Below are 19,488 nucleotides of genomic sequence, written 5' to 3' on the forward strand. Positions count from 1 at the left end.
AGGAGCCGGCAGGCCGGCTCCTACAGGGGTTCGCTTCTGGGTAGCCACATTTTTGCCGTCAACCCACCGCCTGGTGTTTCCTCCAGGCTCAATCTACCCCCCAACCGCTCCACCGCCTCCTTGGCGATGGTCATCCCCAGCCCCACGCCCCCGGAATTACGGTTGCGCGAGCCTTCCAGCCGAAAAAACGCTTCGAACACCGCTTCCCGCTGCTCGGCGGCAATCCCCGGCCCATGGTCGATCACCCGAATCACCAGCGCCTGGGGGCTATCCTGCAGTTCAATGCGCGCCGTACCGGCATAGCGCAGGGCGTTGTCGATCAAGTTGTTCAGGCACGAGCGCAAGGCCATGGGTCGCACTTGCAGTGGGGCGCTTCGGCCCAGGCACTGCACGTCTGCGCCCTGGTCCTGGGCGTTTTCGCTCAAAGATTGCACCAGTGCCTGCACGTCCAGCCACTGCCGGCTTTCGCCGGTGCGTTGTTCGTGCAGGTAGCTCAAGGTGGCGTCGAGCATGCCGATCATGTCGTCCAGATCGTGGCGCATCTGGCCCTGCAAGCGCATATCGTCGATCTGCTCCAGGCGCAGCTTGAGACGCGATAGCGGGGTGCGCAGGTCGTGGGACACTGCGCCGAGCATGCGCGCGCGCTGGCTGACTTGTTCGCGGATGCGTCGTTGCATCAGGTTGAAGGTCGAGGCAGCCTGGCGGGCTTCGCGCGGGCCGGATTCGTCCAGGGGCGGGCTGTCCAGGTCCAGGCTCAGGCGCTCGGCCGCCGCGCTCAAGCGCTGGATCGGGCGGCTGAGCAGCTTGGCGCCGAACCACGCGGCGATGATCAGCGAGATACATTGGAAGGACAGCAGCACCACCGCGCCTCTGAGTCTGGGACGGCTATGTACCTGGGGCTCCAAGGTACCGTCCGCTTGTTCGACCAGCGTTGTGACAGGCGGTGGTGGTGGCGGGCCGTAATGCTGGAACCAAAGGATCGCCAGCACATGGGCCAGCACAATGCCCACCAGCAACACCCCGAACAGGCGGCCAAACAACGTGTTGAAGGCGTTGCGCATCAGCCAATGTCTCGCGCGTCGAACAGGTAGCCTTCACCGCGCACGGTCTTGATCAGTTGCGGGGCCTTGGAGTCGTCCCCCAGTTTCTGGCGCAGGCGCGAGACCAGCAGGTCGATGCTGCGGTCAAAGGCTTCGATCGAGCGCCCACGGGCGGCATCCAGCAACTGTTCGCGGCTGAGCACCCGGCGCGGACGTTCGATAAATACCCACAGCAAACGGAATTCGGCGTTGGACAGCGGCACCACCAGGCCGTTGTCGGCCACCAGTTGGCGCAGCACGCTGTTGAGGCGCCAGTTATCGAAGCGGATGTTGGTCCGCTGCTCGGTGCGCTCATCACGAACCCTGCGCAGGATGGTCTGGATCCGCGCCACCAGTTCCCGGGGTTCAAACGGCTTGGACATATAGTCGTCAGCCCCCAGTTCCAGGCCGATAATGCGGTCGGTGGGTTCGCAGCGGGCGGTCAGCATCAGGATCGGGATATCCGATTCGGCCCGCAGCCAGCGGCAAATCGACAAACCGTCTTCGCCCGGCAGCATCAGGTCGAGCACCACCACATCAAAGGTCTCGGCCAGCATGGCCTGGCGCATGGCGGCGCCATCGGTCACGCCGCTGGCGAGGATGTTGAAGCGGGCCAGGTAATCGATCAGCAGTTCGCGGATCGGCACATCGTCGTCGACGATCAGCGCGCGGGTGTTCCAGCGCTTGTCCTCGGTGGCGGGCTCGTGGTTCAGGGCGCAAGGGGTATGCATGGTGCGATCATCTGCCTGGTTGACCGTCGGCCCAGGGGCGGCGACGGGGTAGGTGCGTTGAGCGTAGGCGCCGTGTCGGGGCATGCGGGCGAGGCTACTGGCGGGGCATGTTGCAGGCGTGTCGTGAATGTATCGACTTTGAAATATTAGCCGCTTCTCCCAGAAAAGTAGGCAGTCGGCGAGGATTTACCGATCATCGGATCCCGCAAAGCCGCTGCTTGCGCTACAATCCGCGCCGATTTCGACTTGCCTGAGAGCCCATTCCAATGTCCGTCTGCCAGACTCCTATCATCGTCGCCCTGGATTACCCCACTCGTGACGCCGCACTGAAGCTGGCTGACCAGTTGGACCCCAAGCTCTGCCGGGTCAAGGTCGGCAAGGAATTGTTCACCAGTTGCGCCGCAGAAATCGTCGGCACCCTGCGGGACAAAGGTTTTGAGGTGTTCCTCGACCTGAAATTCCACGACATCCCCAACACCACCGCAATGGCGGTCAAGGCCGCTGCCGAGATGGGCGTGTGGATGGTCAACGTTCACTGTTCCGGCGGCCTGCGCATGATGGCCGCGTGCCGTGAGGTGCTGGAGCAACGCAGCGGTCCCAAGCCGCTGCTGATCGGTGTAACCGTGCTGACCAGCATGGAGCGTGAAGACCTGGCCGGTATCGGCCTGGATATCGAGCCCCAGGAGCAAGTGCTGCGCCTGGCGGCCCTGGCGCAGAAGGCCGGCCTTGATGGCCTGGTCTGTTCCGCGCTGGAAGCCCAGGCGTTGAAGGCCGCCCATCCGGCGTTGCAGTTGGTGACTCCGGGGATTCGCCCGGCGGGCAGCGCCCAGGACGATCAGCGCCGCATCCTTACCCCGCGCCAGGCGCTGGATGCGGGTTCTGATTACCTGGTGATTGGTCGCCCGATCAGCCAGGCGGCTGATCCGGCCAAGGCCCTGGCGGCGGTGGTTGCTGAAATCGCCTGATGCCTTTGCGCTAAAAATGTGGGAGCTGGCTTGCCAGCGATGCAGGCACCTCGGTTTTTCAGTCAGTCCGAGGTGATGCTATCGCAGGCAAGCCAGCTCCTACATTTGCTTATGGTGTGTCGGCTGGCACCCAATCCCACAAGGGCTCTGTGGGGTGTCAGTTGACCTTGAGCACCAACTTGCCAAAGTTCTCGCCGTTGAACAGCTTCATCAGCGTCTCCGGGAATGTCTCCAGCCCCTCGACAATATCTTCCTTGCTCTTGAGCTTGCCCTGCGCCATCCAGCCGGCCATTTCCTGGCCGGCAGCGGCAAAGTTCGCCGCGTGGTCCATCACCACAAACCCTTCCATGCGCGCCCGATTGACCAGCAGCGACAAGTAGTTGGCCGGGCCCTTCACGGCTTCCTTGTTGTTGTACTGGCTGATGGCACCGCAGATCACTACCCGCGCCTTCAGCGCGAGGCGGCTGAGCACGGCATCAAGGATATCGCCGCCCACGTTGTCGAAATACACGTCCACGCCTTTCGGGCATTCGCGCTTGAGGGCCGCCGGCACGTCCTCGTGCTTGTAGTCGATGGCCGCGTCGAACCCCAGTTCATCCAGCAAAAACTTGCACTTGTCGGCGCCGCCGGCAATCCCCACCACGCGGCATCCCTTGATCTTGGCGATCTGCCCGGCAATGCTGCCCACCGCCCCGGCGGCGCCGGAAATCACCACAGTGTCGCCGGCCTTGGGCGCGCCGGTATCGAGCAGGGCGAAGTAGGCGGTCATGCCGGTCATGCCCAGCGCCGACAGATAGCGCGGCAACGGCGCCAGTTTCGGGTCGACCTTGTAGAAACCTCGCGGCTCGCCGAGGAAGTAATCCTGCACGCCCAGGGCGCCATTCACATAATCGCCTACGGCGAATTTCGGGGTGTTCGAGGCGATGACCTGGCCTACGCCCAGGGCGCGCATGACTTCACCGATGCCTACCGGCGGGATGTAGGACTTGCCTTCATTCATCCAGCCACGCATGGCCGGGTCGAGGGACAGGTACTCATTACGCACCAGTACCTGGCCGTCCGCCAGGTTGCCCACTGGCACTTCCTGATAGGTAAAGGTGTCCCGCGTGGCCGCGCCGACCGGGCGTTTGGCAAGCAGGAATTGGCGGTTGGTCTGGGCAGTCATGGCAAGGACTCTGGGTAAATGAACCTCAAGTGATAGACCTTCCAGGCGCCAGGAGCAAGTTCGGCCGATGCCTGCGAATGCCCGTCGATAGGCTGGCTTGATAGTGGGCACGGCACACTTATCACTGCCACGCATGGGCGTTCAACCGGCCTTCTGATAGTGCTGACGCGCGGCGCCGGGCACTGGCTATGCTGGGCGAACGGGTATTCATCCAAGGATAAAAGCTATGAGCATGACGTTTTCCGGCCAGGTCGCCCTGGTCACTGGTGCCGCCAACGGCATTGGCCGCGCCACGGCACTGGCATTTGCCGAGGAAGGCTTGAAGGTGGTGGTCGCCGACCTGGATGTGACGGGCGGCGAGGGCACGGTCGCGCTGATCCGCGAAGTGGGCGGTGAGGCGGTGTTCGTGCGCTGCAACGTCACCCTGGAGGCGGACGTAAAGAACCTGATGCAGCAGGTGTTGAACAGTTATGGCCGCCTGGACTATGCGTTCAACAATGCCGGCATCGAAATCGAACAAGGCAAGTTGGCCGACGGCACCCTGGATGAGTTCGACGCGATCATGGGGGTCAACGTCAAGGGCGTGTGGTTGTGCATGAAGTACCAGTTGCCGTTGCTGCTGGCCCAGGGCGGCGGGGCGATCGTCAATACCGCGTCGGTGGCCGGGTTGGGGGCTGCGCCGAAGATGAGCATTTATGCGGCGTCCAAGCATGCGGTGATTGGCCTGACCAAGTCTGCGGCCATCGAGTACGCGAAAAAGAAAATCCGCGTCAACGCCGTGTGCCCGGCGGTGATCGACACCGACATGTTCCGCCGCGCCTATGAAGCCGATCCGCGCAAGGCCGAATTTGCCGCCGCCATGCACCCGGTCGGGCGTATTGGTACGGTCGGGGAAATCGCCAGTGCGGTCCTGTATTTGTGCAGCGATGGTGCGGCGTTCACCACCGGACATGCATTGGCGGTGGATGGTGGGGCGACCGCTATTTAGGACCTGCTGCCGTGCACCACTGGGAAAGTGATTTGAGGCGCTGTGGGGCGTTTCCGCAGGTGGCAAGATGCCTTGGTTTATTGTGTTTCAATAGGTAAATAATTCAATAAAATCAATGATTTAATAAATTTATGAGCGGGGTGATCCGGACCTTCTGTGCTTAACTGTTTTGAGTTAAAAGCCAAACAGTTGAAGGGGGTGGCTCATGGATTTAGGGATCAATCGACAAGCCCTTGTACCGGTGGTTCAGCAAATTGTCAGCGCCATTGCCGCATGGATCCGAGAGAGCGGGGTCAGCCCTGGAACGCGCCTGCCGTCCATCCGGCAACTGGCTCATGACAACCTGCTCAGTCAATCCAATGTGATCGAGGCCCTGGAGCGCATGGTGGCCGAAGGAGTGTTGGCCTCAAGGGCCGGCTCGGGGTTTGTTATCGCCGAACAGCCTGTGGCCAGCAGTCCACTGGCAGAGTGCCAGTGGTACGAGGGCGCGGAGCGCAGGTGGGGAGCCTTTACCGATAACCAGTTGGGCGAATTGAAGCTGGGGTGCGGCTGGCTGCCGGACTCCTGGCGTGAAAGTGATGACATCAGCTACGCGATTCGCGAAATCAGCCGTACCGATACCGCAGGGGTTTTCAACTACAGCACGCCCCTGGGGTTGCCGGTGTTGCGTGAGCAATTGCACAAGCGCCTGACGCAGATCCAGGTGGCCAGCAGTACCGAGCGCATTCTCACCACCCATGGTGCCAGCCATGCCCAGGACCTGCTGATCCGCACCTTGCTCAAGGCCGGCGATACGGTGGTGGTTGAGACCCCTGGCTACGGCAACCTTTATCGTCAGTTGGCCTTCCACGGCGTCAAGTTGCTGGAGGTCCCCAGGACCCGCAGTGGCCCGGACATCCAGGCCCTGGAGGCGCTGCTGGCCAGCCACCGCCCCAAGTGCCTGTTCATCAACAGCCTCTACCACAACCCGACCGGTAGTAGCCTCTCGCGGACAGTGGCCGAGCGCCTGCTGCACCTGGCCCACGCCCGGGACTTCCTGATTGTCGAGGAGGATGTCTATGGCGACCTGCAACATGCTTCCTGTATCCGGCTGGCGGCATTGGCCCATGGTGATCGGGTCATCTATGTCTCGAGTTTTTCCAAGACCCTGAGCAGCGCCCTGCGAGTCGGCTATCTCACTGCCAGCACGGCCTTGATCGGCCAAGTGCTCAAGCTCAAGACCCTGACGGGCCTGGGCACCTCGCGCTTCGCCGAAGCGATGGTGGCGAGCCTGCTGGCCAACGGCACCTACCGCAAATGGGTGCAACGCCTGCGCCGTCGCTTGAGCACGGAGATGGCGAAGACGTTGCAGGTGCTGGAGGACGAAGAGTGGGAGGTGTTTGCGGTACCTGCAGGTGGCATGTTTGTGTGGGCGCGCCCCGGCGCAGTGGATGGCACGAGGTTGCATGCCAGGGCGCGGCAGCTTGGGGTCCTGCTGTCTTCCGGGGAGTTGTTCAGCCCGACCGGCGAGCACGCCGATTGGCTACGGATCAACGTGGCCTATGCCTGTGATCACCGGGCCCTGGCGTTGTTCAAGGCGATGGGGCCTGCAGGATCGACCTCCACCATTCTGAAAACGACGGGTATGTAGCTTTTTGCCATTATTGTGGCGCCAACGTCTTGTGTTGCGGGGGCCGGGGTTGCGAATCTCGTTGCATGGATACCGGGCTTGCTGGCATTCGCCACGCCAAGAGGATTTTGCGCAATGATTTGGGCCGTGCAACGACGATTTGCCAACCTTGGGCTGGCCAGGAAACTGGGGCTGGGGTTTGCCCTGGTATTGCTACTGACGGCCCTGGTGGCGGCGATTGGCGTGTGGTCCCTGCAAACCGTTGGCCAGCGTTTTGTGGGGCTCAAGGGCATGTCTTCGCTCAATGAAGGGCTGCTGAACGTGCGCCTGATCGAGCAGGAGTATGCGTTGCGCACCGACGCCAAGTCGGTCGAGGCTCTGCACCAGCGGGTCGATAGCCTGTTGGCCGAGGCGCTGGCGCTGAACATGAGCGAGGTCGGGCAGGCCCTGGGCGCTTATCGCAAGGCGTTTGACGAGTTTGTCGAGCTGACCCAGGCCAAGGATCTGGCGCTGGAAATGGCCAGTTGGTCGGTGTCCAGCGTGGCCAACAACCTTGATGTACTGCAGGCCGGCCTGGCCGACGACGGGGCCTATGGCCTCAAGGAAAGCCAGGGCAGGGAGGGCGCCGAGTTTATCGAGCAGGCCGGCCAGGTGGCGCAGGTCTCGCGCCTGATGTTGCAGGCCATGAACGAAGCGCGGGTGCGTCTGGATCAAAGCCGCAAGGGTGATGAGGACAGTGCCGGGCAAGGCCGCATCGAACAGGCTGACCAGGCCCTGGCCCAGGCCGAACAACTGAAGACCCTGGTCAAGGACCCCGGCTATCAGACGGTGCTTAATGAAGTGGTCGGGCACATCGGCGCCTTCAGCGAAAAACTCACCGAATACACCGGCCTGTTGGCCCAGGAAAAGATCGTCTACCAGCAGTTGCATGAGCGGGCGGCGCAGGTGGTGGCGCAGGTCAGCCAGGCCTATGCCGCCCAGGACCAGTCGATGCAGGCGCAATTGGCCAAGAGCAGCTTGCTGATCATTGTTTCGTCGGCCCTGGCCTTGTTGGTGGGGGTGATTGCGGCGTGGCTGATTACCCGGTTGATCGTGCTGCCGCTGCGCAGCGTGATTGGCGTGGCCCGGCAGATTGCCGCCGGGGATCTCAGCGGGCGCATGGAGGTGAGCCGACAGGACGAAATGGGCCAGTTGATGCAGGCGATGCAGCAGATGGGCGGGGGCCTGAGCAGCATGGTCAGCGGGTTGCAGGCGGGCATTGCGCAATTGGCCAGCTCGGCTCAGTCGTTGTCCAGCGTGACCGAGCAGACCAACCTCGAAGTCAGCAACCAGAAAGAAGAAACCGAGCAAGTCGCCACCGCCATGAACCAGATGGCCGCCACGGTGCATGATGTGGCGCGCAATGCCGAGCAGGCCGCCCAAGCGGCGCAAACCGCCGACGACAAGGTCGACAGCGGCCAACAGGTGGTGCGCCAGAGCTTGCAGCGCATCGAGTTGCTGGCCAGTTCGGCGACATCCGCCAGTACCAGCATCGAGAGCCTGAGCGCGGAAATCCAGAACATTGGCAGCGTGCTGGAGGTGATCAAAAGCGTGGCCGAGCAGACCAACCTGCTGGCACTCAACGCGGCCATCGAGGCGGCACGCGCCGGCGAGCAAGGGCGCGGCTTCGCGGTGGTCGCCGATGAAGTGCGGGCCCTGGCCCGGCGCACCCAGCAATCGACGGAAGAAATCGAACGTCTGGTCAGCACCCTGCGCAGTGCAGCGCAGTCCTCGGTGCGGGATATCCAGCACAGTGGCGAGCTGGTGAAACTGGCCGTCAGCGATGTCCTGGAAACCGAAAGCGCCTTGGGCAGCATTGCGGCGGCGGTCTCGCTGATCCAGCAGATGAACCAGCAGATCGCGGCGGCCGCCGAACAGCAGAGCTCAGTGGCCGAAGAGATCAACCGTAGCGTCACCAGCATCCGCGCCAGTGCCGATCAGTCGGCGCTGAGCATGCAGGGTAACGCCGCGTCGAGCATCGAGTTGGCGCAACTGGGGGCGGAACTCAAGGGGATGGTGGGGCATTTCCGGCTGTAATCATATTCAGGACCGGAACGAGTTCCCTGTGGGAGCTGACACCCTGAGGTGTACATCGCGGGCAAGCCCGCTCCCACAGGGGAATGCAGCTGCGTGCCTCGGCATCTCATCCATGTTGGAGATACGCAAGGTGTGATCAGGCGTGATTAGCCAAAAAGGTCAGCAGCGCCTCATTGACGAAATCCGGGTTTTCCCGGCTGGAGATATGCCCTGCACCCGGGATCAATACCAGATCGCAGCCAATCAGCTCAGCCATCTCCTGCGCCTCTGCGGGTGGGCGCGGCTGGTCTTCGTCACCGCACATCACCAACGTAGTATCGGAGTTCAGGCGGCACAGGCCTGCCATCGCATCACCTCGACCGAAAATCAGGCGCCCCAGGGGCACAATGCTCTGTAGCAGGCGATCCTTGGGGAAGTCACGCAGGGATTGGCGGAAGTCCTGATACAGCGCAGAGTCGCGGTCGATGCCGGGGCGGAAGAAGATCGGCACGATGATATCCAATAGCGCATCTGAGATAGCACCCGTGGCTTCAATCGCGCTGAGCAGCGCGAAATACTTTTCGCGGGTCGCCTCAGGCTCTGCGCCCAGGTAGGTGTCCATCAGCACCAGGCTATTGACCCGCTCGGGCGCCAGTAGCGCCAGCGGGGCGCCCCACATGCCGCCGACTGACAAACCCACCAGATTGACCTTGGCAAGGCCCAGGTGGTCCAGTAGCGCCAGGGCCTGGCGCGCCAGGTCGTCCAGGCTCTGGGTCGATGCTGGCAGTGGGCCGGACTCACCGTGGCCCCACAGCTCTGGCACGATCACTCGGTACTGTTGCGACAGGGCGGCGATCTGCGGGGCCCACATCTGCTGGTCCCACAAGTAGCTCTGGCCGAGCAGGACAGCCGGGCCAGAACCCTGGTCCACGTAGTGCAAGGGCTGATCATCAATGATGGCGATAGGCACGGCTTGCCTCCTTGGTTAAGTGCATGAAGTGCACTTTTGTACGCGAATTATAGAAGAGGGGATAGCCGCAGGATGATGGCACCGAGTGCAGGAAATGCACCCGGTGACTTAAGTACAGGAGGGGGTCAATCGTAGATGACTTTCTTTTTCCATTCGGCATCCGCGTCATCGGCCTTCAAGCCTGCAGTCAGTTCATTGACCTCTTCTGCGGTTTGCTGGCTGTTGGTCAGCACCATGGAGTTGGCGCGCGCCAATTGTTTTTCCAGCAGTTGCAGGTGCTGGCTGTAGGTGGCCGGCTCAGGCTGCTTGCGCAGGTATTGCACGCCGCGCTCGAACGCCAGGCGCGCCTGGCCGGGTTGCGCCTGTTGCAACGCGTGCTGGCCAAGATTGTTGAAGAACTCGATGTGCAGCAGCACCAGCAGGTGACGGATCTCGCGGATCCAGTGCTTGGCCTCGTTGGTCGGCAAAAAGCCGTCCTGGGCGGCGCGGGTGACCTGGCCGTGCAGGGCTTCGAGCAGAAAGCGCACATCCTTGGCCTTGGCTTCGGTCTGGATCGGTCCCGGGGGATTGTTCACCGGGATCGATTCGCCCTGGCCTACCAGTGCTTCCAACTCGGCAATACGTGCCTTGATGGTGGCGCTGGATTTGTTCAGGTGAAGCATGCGTTGGTTGACGTTCAGTTCCAGGCGGGTCAGCAGCAGCTTGAGCTGCGGCGTCATCAGTTGGCCAGGGAACGTCTCGGTGATCTCGCCACAGCGGCGCAGCCGATCGTTGAGTTCGATCTGGGCACGGGCCTTTTCCAGTTTGTTGTTTTCCACCACGTGGTTCATGTAGCCAATGGCGATCAGTATTACGATCCCGGCTATTACCAGCAGGGTGATCATGAGTGGTGTCACCGGTGTGACCTCTTTATGGGATGTGCGTTGAAGTGTAGTGATTGGCGCATGCGGCGGATAGGACTCTTCGACGAGATGAGTCGGTGCTTTCATCTGTATATGTAGGCATCGTCTTTATAGATGCACATTGCCATCATTCGCGGGTGGGGACTATAACGCCTTGTCGGGCGCCAGAATATAGGCGCCAAAGCCTGGACGGCGAGAAACCCCGGGAGTGCCTGGAAAGCAGGGGGAAGTCATTGATTTAAATAAATTTATCCTTGGGGGTTGACGACCTTTCAATCCATCCATAGAATGCGCGCCACTTACAGCGTAAAGCACACAGCGAAACGCGGTAGGGAGTGAATGTTGTACGTGTGTCCCCTTCGTCTAGTGGCCTAGGACACCGCCCTTTCACGGCGGTAACAGGGGTTCGAGTCCCCTAGGGGACGCCATTGCGGGAATAGCTCAGTTGGTAGAGCACGACCTTGCCAAGGTCGGGGTCGCGAGTTCGAGTCTCGTTTCCCGCTCCATTTTTAAACAGTGTGGCTTTCGGGCGGCACTGAGTGAAACCAGGACCAAGTCTTCGGACAAGGCCTCTGGGCACTGGAATACACACCATGTGTTTCAGTTAGCGTGTCCCCTTCGTCTAGTGGCCTAGGACACCGCCCTTTCACGGCGGTAACAGGGGTTCGAGTCCCCTAGGGGACGCCATTTGCGGGAATAGCTCAGTTGGTAGAGCACGACCTTGCCAAGGTCGGGGTCGCGAGTTCGAGTCTCGTTTCCCGCTCCATATTCAACAAAAACGCCGCTCAGTGATGAGCGGCGTTTTTGTTTGTCCGGGATGGACCCGCTGCAAGAGCAGGTCCAAGGGTTGGCTTAGAGTTTTGGCAGTTGCCCGATACGTCCCATCATTTCTGTCACGATCTGTAGGTCCAGCAGGAACTGCTCGGTGGTCTTGAACTCGTTGTCGGTGTGGCCGGTGTACTTGGCTTCTGGTCGGGCCAGGCCGAATTGCACGCCGTTTGGCAGTTCATGCACCGACGTTGCGCCGGCCGAAGTACCGAACTCGGGCTTCATGCCCAGGTTTTCGGTGGACACGGCCAGCAACGCCTTGACCCACTCGCCCTCGGGGTTGCGATACATCGGCGCGGCCACCGAGTAATCGAAGGTCGGCGCAATATGGGTGTTTTTGCTCCAGGCGCTGAGCTTGTCGGCGATCTCTTTCTTGAGTGTTTCCGGGGATTTGCCCTTCGGCACCCGCAGGTTGACTGCCAGCTTGAAGGCTTTTTCATCCATGCCGACGAAGGTCAGGGAAGTGGTCAGCGGCCCCATGAACGCATCGGAAAAGCCCACGCCCAATTTGCCGCCCAGATAATCCAGGCCCCAGTTGTCGGCGGCGTAACGCGCAGCGTCGGTGATTTCGTTGTGCTTGAGCGCAACCTTGCCATCCAGGCTATTAATGAAGACCAGCATCCGCGCGACCGGGTTAATACCGGATTCGGGCTCCGAAGAGTGGGCCGACACCCCGGTAACGGTCAGCTTGACATCATTGCCGACAACCTTGGCATCTACCGTGAAATCACCCCCATTGGCCTTGGCAAACGCAGCGCCGGCCTGCTGCAGGCTGGCCGCCAGTTCAGCGGGTTTGTCGCTGCGCAATGTGGCTACCGAGGCCGAAGGAATCTGGTTGGTCGCCAGGCCGCCGGTCATGGCGATGATCTCGGCGCCTTTGCCATCTGCCTTGCGCTTGGCAAAGGTCGCCATGACCGTGCCATAACCTTTTTCGGCGATGACCACTGGGTAGCCGCCGTCCAGCGCCAGGTTGTAGTTCGGCGTCGGGTTGTGTTCAAAGTAGTAAGGAATGGCGTCGCCAGTGGTTTCTTCGGTGGTGTCCACCAGCAGCTTGAAGTTGCGTGCCAGGGGCAGGTTTTCTTCCTTGATCACTTTCATCGCATACAGCGTTACCACGATGCCGTTCTTGTCGTCCTCGGTGCCGCGGCCGTACATGCGGTCGCCAATCAGCGTGACCTTGAACGGGTCGAGGCGGGTGCCGTCGGCCAGGACCCAGTTTTCCGGGGTCACCGGTACCACGTCGGCGTGGGCGTGAATGCCGACCACTTCATCGCCCGTGCCTTCCAGGGAAATTTCGTAGACGCGGTTGTCGACATTGCGAAAATTCAGGTTGAACGCCTGGGCCAGGCTCTTGATCTTGTCGGCGATCTTGATGAATTCAGGGTTGTCGTGCTGGGCCACGCCTTCCACCTGGAAGGTCGGTATGGCCACCAGCTCACGCAGGGTCTCGGTAGCCGCTGCGCCGTATTTCACCCGGGCGTAAATGCCCAGCAGGCGGTGAATCTCGTTTTGCTGTTCGGCGCTGAGGCTCTTGTTATCGAGAAATGCGCTGATCGCCGGGCCGAGATCGGCGGTTTTGCCCAGTTCACTTTTGGCCAGGCTGCCCAGGAAAGTGCGGAAGTCCTTGATCGACGCGTCATTGAACGTCTTGAGGATGGTCGCGCTCTGTTGCGGGGTGATGTTGGCGAAGGCGGGTGCGGTAAAGGCGGACAGGCTGGCGACCATCAGGGTGGCGGCGGCCAGGTGCTTGAGGGAGAAGTCCATTGCTGGGGGCATTCCTTTGCAGGTGGTGAGTAGGAAGTTTCCTATTTTTTTTGTCGGAAACATTTTCACACACTAGCATCAGCCACAAGCAGGAGGGGAGTCCCTTGCGGGGTGATGTCCGATCTCGATAAGAAAACGCCGCCTGCCATCCACCTGTCAGTCCAGGCTATAGCGCACCGACAGCGTGCCCTTTTTCTCCGACAGGCCGAGGATCTTGACCTGGCCGACTTGGGCCAGGGCTTGCACATGAGTGCCGCCGCAGGCGTAGGGCGGCAGGTCGCCAAAACCGACTTCGCGGGAGCCACTTTCCAGTGTCATGTGGCGCGGTAAATCCGCGGCGATCCACTGGTTGACCTGTTCCTGCAAGGCATCGGCTTCTATGTCTTGGGCCGATTCCCCACGGATAAAACTGATCTTGCCTTCACCGGGCCAATGGTGGGCCTTGATCGGCATCCAGCCCAGGGTTTCACCGGCGTTGCCGATCAGATGCCCGGCCGAATGCAGGCGTGTATGCAGGGCGCGGCGCTGGCCGTCGACCCGAGCTGGCTGGAGGCCAAGTGCCACGGGCTGGTCCACGTAGTGCACGATGCGCTCGGCCTCCTGCACCACTTTCAATACGTTGCTGTCCCCCAGCCACCCCGTATCAAAGGGCTGGCCGCCACCCTGGGGATGGAAAATAGTGGACTGCAGGACTACTGCAAACTGCTGCTCATGGGGCGTGCACTCCAGCACATCAACATCGGCAACCAGGTGGTCATGGGTAAAAAACAGGCGCTGGGTCATCGTCTACATCCGCATCAGGGGTCTACGCAGCAGTATAAGTAGTGCGCAAATGGGTGATAATCCGCTGAAATCTCAATGGACTTGTGCGTCATGAGCATCAATCTTCCTTTGCCACTGCTGGGTGAAATGGCGATTTTCGTCAAGGTGGTGGAAGCCGGCAGCTTCTCTGCAGCGGCGCGCCAGTTGGGCACTTCGCCATCGGCGGTGAGCCGCAGCATCTCGCGGCTGGAACAGGCCCTGGCCACGCGACTATTACAGCGCACCACGCGCAAGCTGCGCTTGAGCGAAGGTGGCGAAGAAGTCTTCAATCGCTGCCAGGAGATGGTCAACGCGGCGCGCTCGGTGATGGAAATCAGCGGCCAGTACACCCACGAGGCCGAGGGGCTGATACGGGTCAGCGTGCCCAAGGCGGTCGGGCGGTTTGTGGTGCATCCGCATATGCCAGAGTTCTTGCGGCGCTATCCCAAGGTCGATGTGCAGCTGATCCTCGAAGATCGGCAGGTGGATTTGATTGATGACAATGTCGACCTGAGCATCCGCATCACCGATAACCCGCCGCCGGGGTTGGTAGGGCGCCGGTTACTGCCGATCGAGCATTTGCTGTGTGCTACGCCGCAATATCTGGCCACCCACGGAACGCCGCTGCATCCCCATGACTTGCTGGAGCACAGCTGCATTTATCTGGGCGAAACCCCTGGGGATGCGCGCTGGAAATTGCGCCAGGCTGGCAAAACAGTGACGGTGGGTGTGCGTGGTCGTTATGCGGCCAATCACACGGGGGTGCGGCTGGATGCGGTGTTGCAGGATGTGGGAATTGGCAGCTTGCCGTATTTCACTGCGCGGCATGCATTGGAGGAGGGGCGGTTGGTGCAGGTCCTGGCGCAATGGGATTTTATTGCCTCGTACCATGGGGATGCCTGGTTGCTGCATTCACCCACGCGCTACCTGCCACCGAAACTGCGGGTGTTCATCGATTATCTGGTGGAGTGCATGGCTAAGGAGCCCACATTGCGTCGGCGGTAGGAGCACGATCGAGAATGTTGGGCGGATTAATGTGGGAGCGGGCTTGCTCGCGAAAGCAGCGGGTCAGTCAACATCAATGTTTGCTGGGCCGACGTCTTGGCGGCGATGCGTCGATCCGACAAGCCCGCTCCACATTTGGATCTTTGGTGCTTTTGAGATCAGTGCTTGGGCTGGTCGTTGGACATGGCCAGCAATTGCTTTTCCTGGTTCCAGTCGAACGGTTCGTCGTTCTGTTCGGCTTCGAAGCGCCGTTCTTCCAGGGCCTGGTACAAGTCCAGTTCATCATCGGGCATGAAGTGCAGGCAGTCACCGCCAAAGAACCACAGCAAGTCGCGCGGTACCAGATGGGCAATCTGTGGGTAACGCAGGATGACCTGGCTCATCATGTCCTGGCCCAGGTATTGGCTTTCGATCGGGTCGATGGGCAGCATGGCCCGCAGTTCATCAAAGCGTTCCAGGAACAAAGCGTGGCTTTCCTCTGGAACCTGTTCGGCTTCGCCGACGGCAACCAGGATACTGCGCAGGTGGTCGAGCAAGACGAGATGATCGGCAACGACGTTGGACACGAGAGTAAGTCCTCAAAAGCAAAAACGGGCGCGAGAGTATATAGCTCTCGCGCCCGCTTTTATATGACCGCCGGTACTAGCGGACTCTGCCAGGCGCCTGGGCCAACTCCTCCTTGCTGAAGTCATCCACGTCGATCACCTTGCGCCGCGCTGCTTCCGCGTCGCGCAGGGTCTGCGCCTCGGCCGGTTGCAGCACGCCAGCCTCGAGTGCGGCTTCGATGGCGTGTTCCCCCGCGCGTGGCTTGACCTGGCCACTCTTGAGGGCGCTGTGGAGTTTCTTTTGCAGGGGCTGGCTGGCACCCAGCAGGTCGTAGGCATGTTGCAAGGCGCCGACTGGATCTTGCGCCGACTGTGGGCGGTAGCAGCCAGCCAGCAGTTCTTCGAGGGTCGGGTCGCCCTTGGCCCGGCCAATTACTGCGGCGACTTCCGCGTCCAATGCATCGGACGGACCTTTGTGGCGGCGGCCGAACGGGAACACGATGACTCGCATCAGGCAGCCCAGCACTTTGTTGGGGAAGTTGCTGAGCAACTCATCCAGCGCGCGCTCCGACTGGCCAAGGCTTTCTTCCATGGCCCAGGCAAACAGCGGCTCCAGGTGGTCCGGGGAGTCGAGGTCGTGGTAGCGCTTGAGCGCTGCCGAGGCCAGGTACATATGGCTGAGCACATCCCCGAGCCGTGCGGACAGGCGTTCACGACGCTTCAGCTCGCCGCCCAGCAGCATCATGCTCAGGTCCGCCAACAGGGCGAACGCGGCAGCCTGGCGGTTGAGCGCACGGAAGTAGCCCTGGCTCAAGCGGTTGCCCGGGGCTTTTTCGAAGTGACCCAGGCCCAGGTTCAACACCAGGGTGCTGGCGGCGTTGCTCACGGCAAAGCCGATATGTTGCATCAGCAGCCCATCGAACTCCTTGAGCGCCTGGTCGCGGTCTTCACGGCCGGCCAGGGCCATTTCCTTGAGGACGAACGGGTGGCAGCGGATCGCGCCCTGGCCGAAGATCATCAGGTTGCGCGAGAGGATATTCGCCCCCTCCACGGTGATGAAGATCGGCGCCCCCTGCCAGCTGCGGCCCAGGTAGTTGTTGGGGCCCATGATGATGCCCTTGCCGCCGTGGACGTCCATGGCGTGGCTGATGCACTCGCGGCCGCGCTCGGTGAGGTGGTACTTGAGGATCGCCGAGAGCACCGAGGGTTTCTCCCCCAGGTCGACGGCATTGGCGGTGAGCATCCGCGCGCTGTCCATCAGCCAGGCGTTGCCGCCGATACGGGCCAGGGCTTCCTGGATACCTTCGAAGGCCGACAGTGGCACGTTGAACTGTTCGCGCACCTGGGCGTACTGGCCGGTCACCAGGCTGGTGAACTTGGCCGCGCCGGTGCCCACTGCTGGCAGGGAGATCGAACGGCCGACCGACAGGCAGTTCATCAGCATCATCCAGCCCTTGCCGAGCATCTCCTGGCCGCCGATCAGGAAGTCCAGGGGAATGAACACGTCTTTGCCGGAGTTGGGGCCGTTCATGAACGCAGCGCCCAGGGGCAGGTGGCGACGGCCGATTTCCACGCCGGGAGTATCGGTGGGGATCAGCGCCAGGCTGATGCCCAGGTCTTCTTCCTCACCCAGCAGGTGGTCCGGGTCATGGGCCTTGAAGGCCAGGCCGAGCAGGGTCGCGACCGGACCCAGGGTGATATAGCGTTTTTCCCAGTTCAGGCGCAGGCCAAGGGTTTCCTTGCCTTCCCATTCGCCTTTGCAGATCACCCCGGTGTCGGGCATTGCGCCGGCATCGGAGCCTGCCAGCGGGCCGGTCAGGGCAAAGCACGGGATGTCATCGCCACGGGCCAGGCGCGGCAGGTAATGGTTGCGTTGCTCGTCGGTGCCGTAGTGCAGCAGCAGTTCGGCCGGACCCAGGGAGTTGGGGACCATCACGGTGGAGGCGAGGTCGCCGCTGCGGGTTGCCAACTTCATCGCCACCTGGGAGTGGGCGTAGGCCGAAAAGCCCTTGCCGCCGAACTCCTTGGGAATGATCAGGGCAAAGAAGCCATGTTGCTTGATGTGGTCCCAGGCCGCTGGCGGCAGGTCCATGGCCTGGCCGATTTCCCAGTCGGTGATCATGGCGCACAGCTCTTCGGTGGGGCCGTCGATAAAGGCCTGTTCTTCTTCTGTCAACTGCACCTTGGGGTAGGCCAGCAATTTGTCCCAGTCGGGGCGGCCGCTGAACAGTTCGCCGTCCCACCACACGGTACCGGCGTCGATGGCATCGCGCTCGGTTTCGGACATTGGCGGCAGTACTTTCTGGAACCAGTTGAACAGCGGTGCGGTGAAGTACTGGCGACGCAGGTCGGGCAGCAGCAGCGGTGCGGCGACTACCGCCAGCAGGACCCAGAACACCAGCAGCAGCCAGCCCGGTGCATGGCTAAAGGCGCCCATCGCCAACAGATAGACGGCGACCACGCCCAGGGCGGGCAGGGGCGCGGTGCGACGGTGAGCCAGGTAGGCAATGCCGAGCACCAGAACCAGTATCCACAACAACAGCATATTCAATCCTCCGTGAAACCAGGGGCAGAAGCACCCTCAGAGCTTAGTCGGCATCCGAAAAAGCGGTGCCTGAGGGTGTTACGTGGTGTGGCGGGAAGTGCTCTCCAGTCACAGGCAGCAGGCGCCGACATTTGGCCGAATCGTCGTTATCCCTCGGTCGGACCTGTGGTTAGACTCCAGGCTCGCCTCGGAGACAATCCCCATGAATGCGTACTTGAGTCCCAGCCGCTTCATCGATAGTGACCACCCTGCGGTGGTGGAGTTCGCCGAAAAACATCGAGGTTCGAGCCTCGATCCCCGTGACCAGGCAGTCAGTCTCTATTACGCCGTGCGTGAAGCGGTGCGCTACAACCCTTACACCTTCAGTCGCGATCCGCAAACCCTGCGTGGCAGCTACGCCCTGGCAGCGGGCCAGAGCTATTGCGTGCCCAAGGCCACCCTGCTGGCGGCTTGCGCCCGGCATTGCGGCATACCGTCGCGTATTGGCCTGGCGGATGTGCGCAATCATTTATCGACGCCGCGCCTGATCGAGTTGCTCAAGAGTGATGTGTTCGCCATGCATGGCTACACGGAGCTGTACCTGGATGGGCGATGGGTCAAGGCCACACCGGCGTTCAACCAGCAATTGTGCGAGTTGTTCGATGTGCCGCCCCTGGATTTCGACGGAATCAACGACAGTGTGTTTCACCCGTTCAACCGCCAGGGCCAGCGCTCCATGGAGTACGTGGTGGACCATGGACAGTTTGCCGAGGTGCCCGAGGCATTCTTCTTTGCCCACATAAAGAAATGTTACCCGCACCTGTTTGGCGAGCAGTCGCCGCAGTTGTTGGGTGATATGCAGAGCGATTTGAGTCGCGGCTGAACCGGCGTATGCTGCTCCGGCATTCATCCACTGGGAGGCGGTCATGCTGAGGATCTGGGGTCGTAAAAATTCGTCAAACGTCAGGAAGGCACTGTGGTGCGCCGAGGAGCTCGGCCTGGACTATGAGGCAATTGATGCGGGCGGGGCCTTTGGTGTGGTCGATACGCCGCAGTACCGGGCGTTGAACCCCAATGGCCGGGTGCCGATGATCGAGGACGGCGAGTTCGTGTTATGGGAATCCAACACCATCGTGCGCTACCTCTGCGCCAAGCAGGCCTCGAGCTGGTACCCCAAGGACCTGCAAGCGCGGGCTAATGCCGAGAAGTGGATGGACTGGACCACCTCGACCTTTGCCGAACCGTTCAAGACGGTGTTCTGGGGCATCCTGCGCACGCCGGCCGAGCGGCAGAACTGGGACAGCATCCATGCCGGGCGCAATGCCTGTATCGAGGTGTTGAAAACCGTGGACCAGGCCCTGGCCGGCCAGCCCTACCTGTCCGGCACCGAGATCGGCATGGGCGATATTCCCCTGGGCAGCTTTATCTATGCCTGGTTCGAGATGCCTATCGAGCGCCCGGCAATGCCCCACCTGGAGGCGTGGTACCAGCGCTTGCAGCAACGCCCGGCCTATCAAAAAGCGGTGATGACCGCGTTGACTTAATACTGACTATTAA

Annotated in this window: 16 protein-coding genes and 4 tRNA genes; 11 read left to right on the plus strand and 9 right to left on the minus strand. The window is 61.4% G+C overall.

Translation table 11 applies throughout. The annotated features are described in order from the left end of the window. Positions 1-20: 20 nt before the first annotated feature. Positions 21-1,061, minus strand: coding sequence for an ATP-binding protein (locus tag HBO19_RS05060; protein ID WP_170056986.1), 1,041 nt, complete (start codon positions 1,059-1,061; stop codon positions 21-23). Then, complete coding sequence (locus HBO19_RS05065) at positions 1,061-1,810, minus strand: response regulator (RefSeq protein WP_170057095.1); 750 nt, start codon at positions 1,808-1,810, stop codon at positions 1,061-1,063. The genes HBO19_RS05060 and HBO19_RS05065 overlap by 1 nt, the downstream gene beginning before the upstream one ends. Before the next feature lie 266 nt (positions 1,811-2,076). Between HBO19_RS05065 and pyrF the strand changes: the two genes are divergently transcribed. Then, positions 2,077-2,775, plus strand: a complete 699-nt coding sequence (pyrF, locus tag HBO19_RS05070; protein ID WP_029292743.1) for an orotidine-5'-phosphate decarboxylase — start codon at positions 2,077-2,079, stop codon at positions 2,773-2,775. Positions 2,776-2,932: 157 nt separating this feature from the next. Here pyrF and HBO19_RS05075 read toward each other — a convergent pair whose 3' ends face one another. Then, positions 2,933-3,940, minus strand: coding sequence for an NADP-dependent oxidoreductase (locus tag HBO19_RS05075; protein ID WP_170056987.1), 1,008 nt, complete (start codon positions 3,938-3,940; stop codon positions 2,933-2,935). A 226-nt stretch (positions 3,941-4,166) separates the two neighbouring features. Here HBO19_RS05075 and HBO19_RS05080 point away from each other — a divergent pair, with 226 nt between their 5' ends. The 3 genes from HBO19_RS05080 to HBO19_RS05090 all read left to right on the plus strand — a co-directional run bounded on the left by HBO19_RS05080 (position 4,167) and on the right by HBO19_RS05090 (position 8,613). Further along, positions 4,167-4,928 carry an SDR family oxidoreductase gene (locus HBO19_RS05080; RefSeq protein ID WP_170056988.1) on the plus strand — a complete coding sequence of 254 codons (762 nt, stop codon included), beginning with the start codon at positions 4,167-4,169 and terminating at the stop codon, positions 4,926-4,928. Between the two features lie 205 nt (positions 4,929-5,133). Then, the gene (locus HBO19_RS05085) at positions 5,134-6,558 is read left to right on the plus strand and encodes a PLP-dependent aminotransferase family protein (protein WP_170056989.1); all 1,425 of its coding nucleotides are present in this window, start codon (positions 5,134-5,136) and stop codon (positions 6,556-6,558) included. 114 nt (positions 6,559-6,672) lie between these two features. Next, entirely contained in the window at positions 6,673-8,613 is a 1,941-nt protein-coding gene (locus HBO19_RS05090) for a methyl-accepting chemotaxis protein (protein WP_170056990.1), read from the plus strand. A gap of 136 nt (positions 8,614-8,749) precedes the next feature. Here HBO19_RS05090 and HBO19_RS05095 read toward each other — a convergent pair whose 3' ends face one another. Together HBO19_RS05095 and HBO19_RS05100 are read right to left on the minus strand one after the other, a co-directional pair. Beyond that, the gene (locus HBO19_RS05095; protein ID WP_169956827.1) at positions 8,750-9,562 is read right to left on the minus strand and encodes an alpha/beta fold hydrolase; all 813 of its coding nucleotides are present in this window, start codon (positions 9,560-9,562) and stop codon (positions 8,750-8,752) included. Between the two features lie 125 nt (positions 9,563-9,687). Then, the gene (locus HBO19_RS05100; protein WP_092234781.1) at positions 9,688-10,458 is read right to left on the minus strand and encodes a hypothetical protein; all 771 of its coding nucleotides are present in this window, start codon (positions 10,456-10,458) and stop codon (positions 9,688-9,690) included. A 358-nt stretch (positions 10,459-10,816) separates the two neighbouring features. Between HBO19_RS05100 and HBO19_RS05105 the strand changes: the two genes are divergently transcribed. The 4 genes from HBO19_RS05105 to HBO19_RS05120 all read left to right on the plus strand — a co-directional run bounded on the left by HBO19_RS05105 (position 10,817) and on the right by HBO19_RS05120 (position 11,230). Next, a tRNA-Glu gene (locus HBO19_RS05105) sits at positions 10,817-10,892 on the plus strand. Positions 10,893-10,894: 2 nt separating this feature from the next. Beyond that, a tRNA-Gly gene (locus tag HBO19_RS05110) sits at positions 10,895-10,970 on the plus strand. A 105-nt stretch (positions 10,971-11,075) separates the two neighbouring features. Continuing rightward, positions 11,076-11,151, plus strand: a tRNA-Glu gene (locus HBO19_RS05115). A 3-nt stretch (positions 11,152-11,154) separates the two neighbouring features. Next, positions 11,155-11,230 (plus strand) — tRNA-Gly (locus HBO19_RS05120). An 86-nt stretch (positions 11,231-11,316) separates the two neighbouring features. Here HBO19_RS05120 and HBO19_RS05125 read toward each other — a convergent pair. Both HBO19_RS05125 and HBO19_RS05130 read right to left on the minus strand, forming a co-directional pair. Then, entirely contained in the window at positions 11,317-13,056 is a 1,740-nt protein-coding gene (locus HBO19_RS05125; protein ID WP_170056991.1) for a dipeptidase, read from the minus strand. A gap of 156 nt (positions 13,057-13,212) precedes the next feature. After that, positions 13,213-13,839, minus strand: a complete 627-nt coding sequence (locus HBO19_RS05130; RefSeq protein WP_170056992.1) for an alanyl-tRNA editing protein — start codon at positions 13,837-13,839, stop codon at positions 13,213-13,215. 90 nt (positions 13,840-13,929) lie between these two features. Here HBO19_RS05130 and HBO19_RS05135 point away from each other — a divergent pair, with 90 nt between their 5' ends. Continuing rightward, entirely contained in the window at positions 13,930-14,862 is a 933-nt protein-coding gene (locus HBO19_RS05135) for a LysR family transcriptional regulator (RefSeq protein WP_170056993.1), read from the plus strand. 158 nt (positions 14,863-15,020) lie between these two features. Here HBO19_RS05135 and HBO19_RS05140 read toward each other — a convergent pair whose 3' ends face one another. Beyond that, complete coding sequence (locus tag HBO19_RS05140) at positions 15,021-15,428, minus strand: PA2817 family protein (protein ID WP_099168779.1); 408 nt, start codon at positions 15,426-15,428, stop codon at positions 15,021-15,023. A 76-nt stretch (positions 15,429-15,504) separates the two neighbouring features. Further along, positions 15,505-17,952: an acyl-CoA dehydrogenase gene (locus HBO19_RS05145; protein WP_170056994.1), complete on the minus strand. Its 2,448-nt coding sequence runs from the start codon at positions 17,950-17,952 to the stop codon at positions 15,505-15,507. A gap of 202 nt (positions 17,953-18,154) precedes the next feature. Between HBO19_RS05145 and HBO19_RS05150 the strand changes: the two genes are divergently transcribed. Further along, entirely contained in the window at positions 18,155-18,814 is a 660-nt protein-coding gene (locus HBO19_RS05150) for a transglutaminase family protein (protein WP_169956832.1), read from the plus strand. Positions 18,815-18,857: 43 nt separating this feature from the next. Continuing rightward, positions 18,858-19,475 carry a glutathione S-transferase gene (locus HBO19_RS05155; protein WP_170056995.1) on the plus strand — a complete coding sequence of 206 codons (618 nt, stop codon included), beginning with the start codon at positions 18,858-18,860 and terminating at the stop codon, positions 19,473-19,475. The last annotated feature ends 13 nt before the right edge of the window (positions 19,476-19,488 follow it).

It is taken from the genome of Pseudomonas sp. WS 5021 (genome assembly GCF_012985535.1).
Lineage (GTDB): Bacteria > Pseudomonadota > Gammaproteobacteria > Pseudomonadales > Pseudomonadaceae > Aquipseudomonas.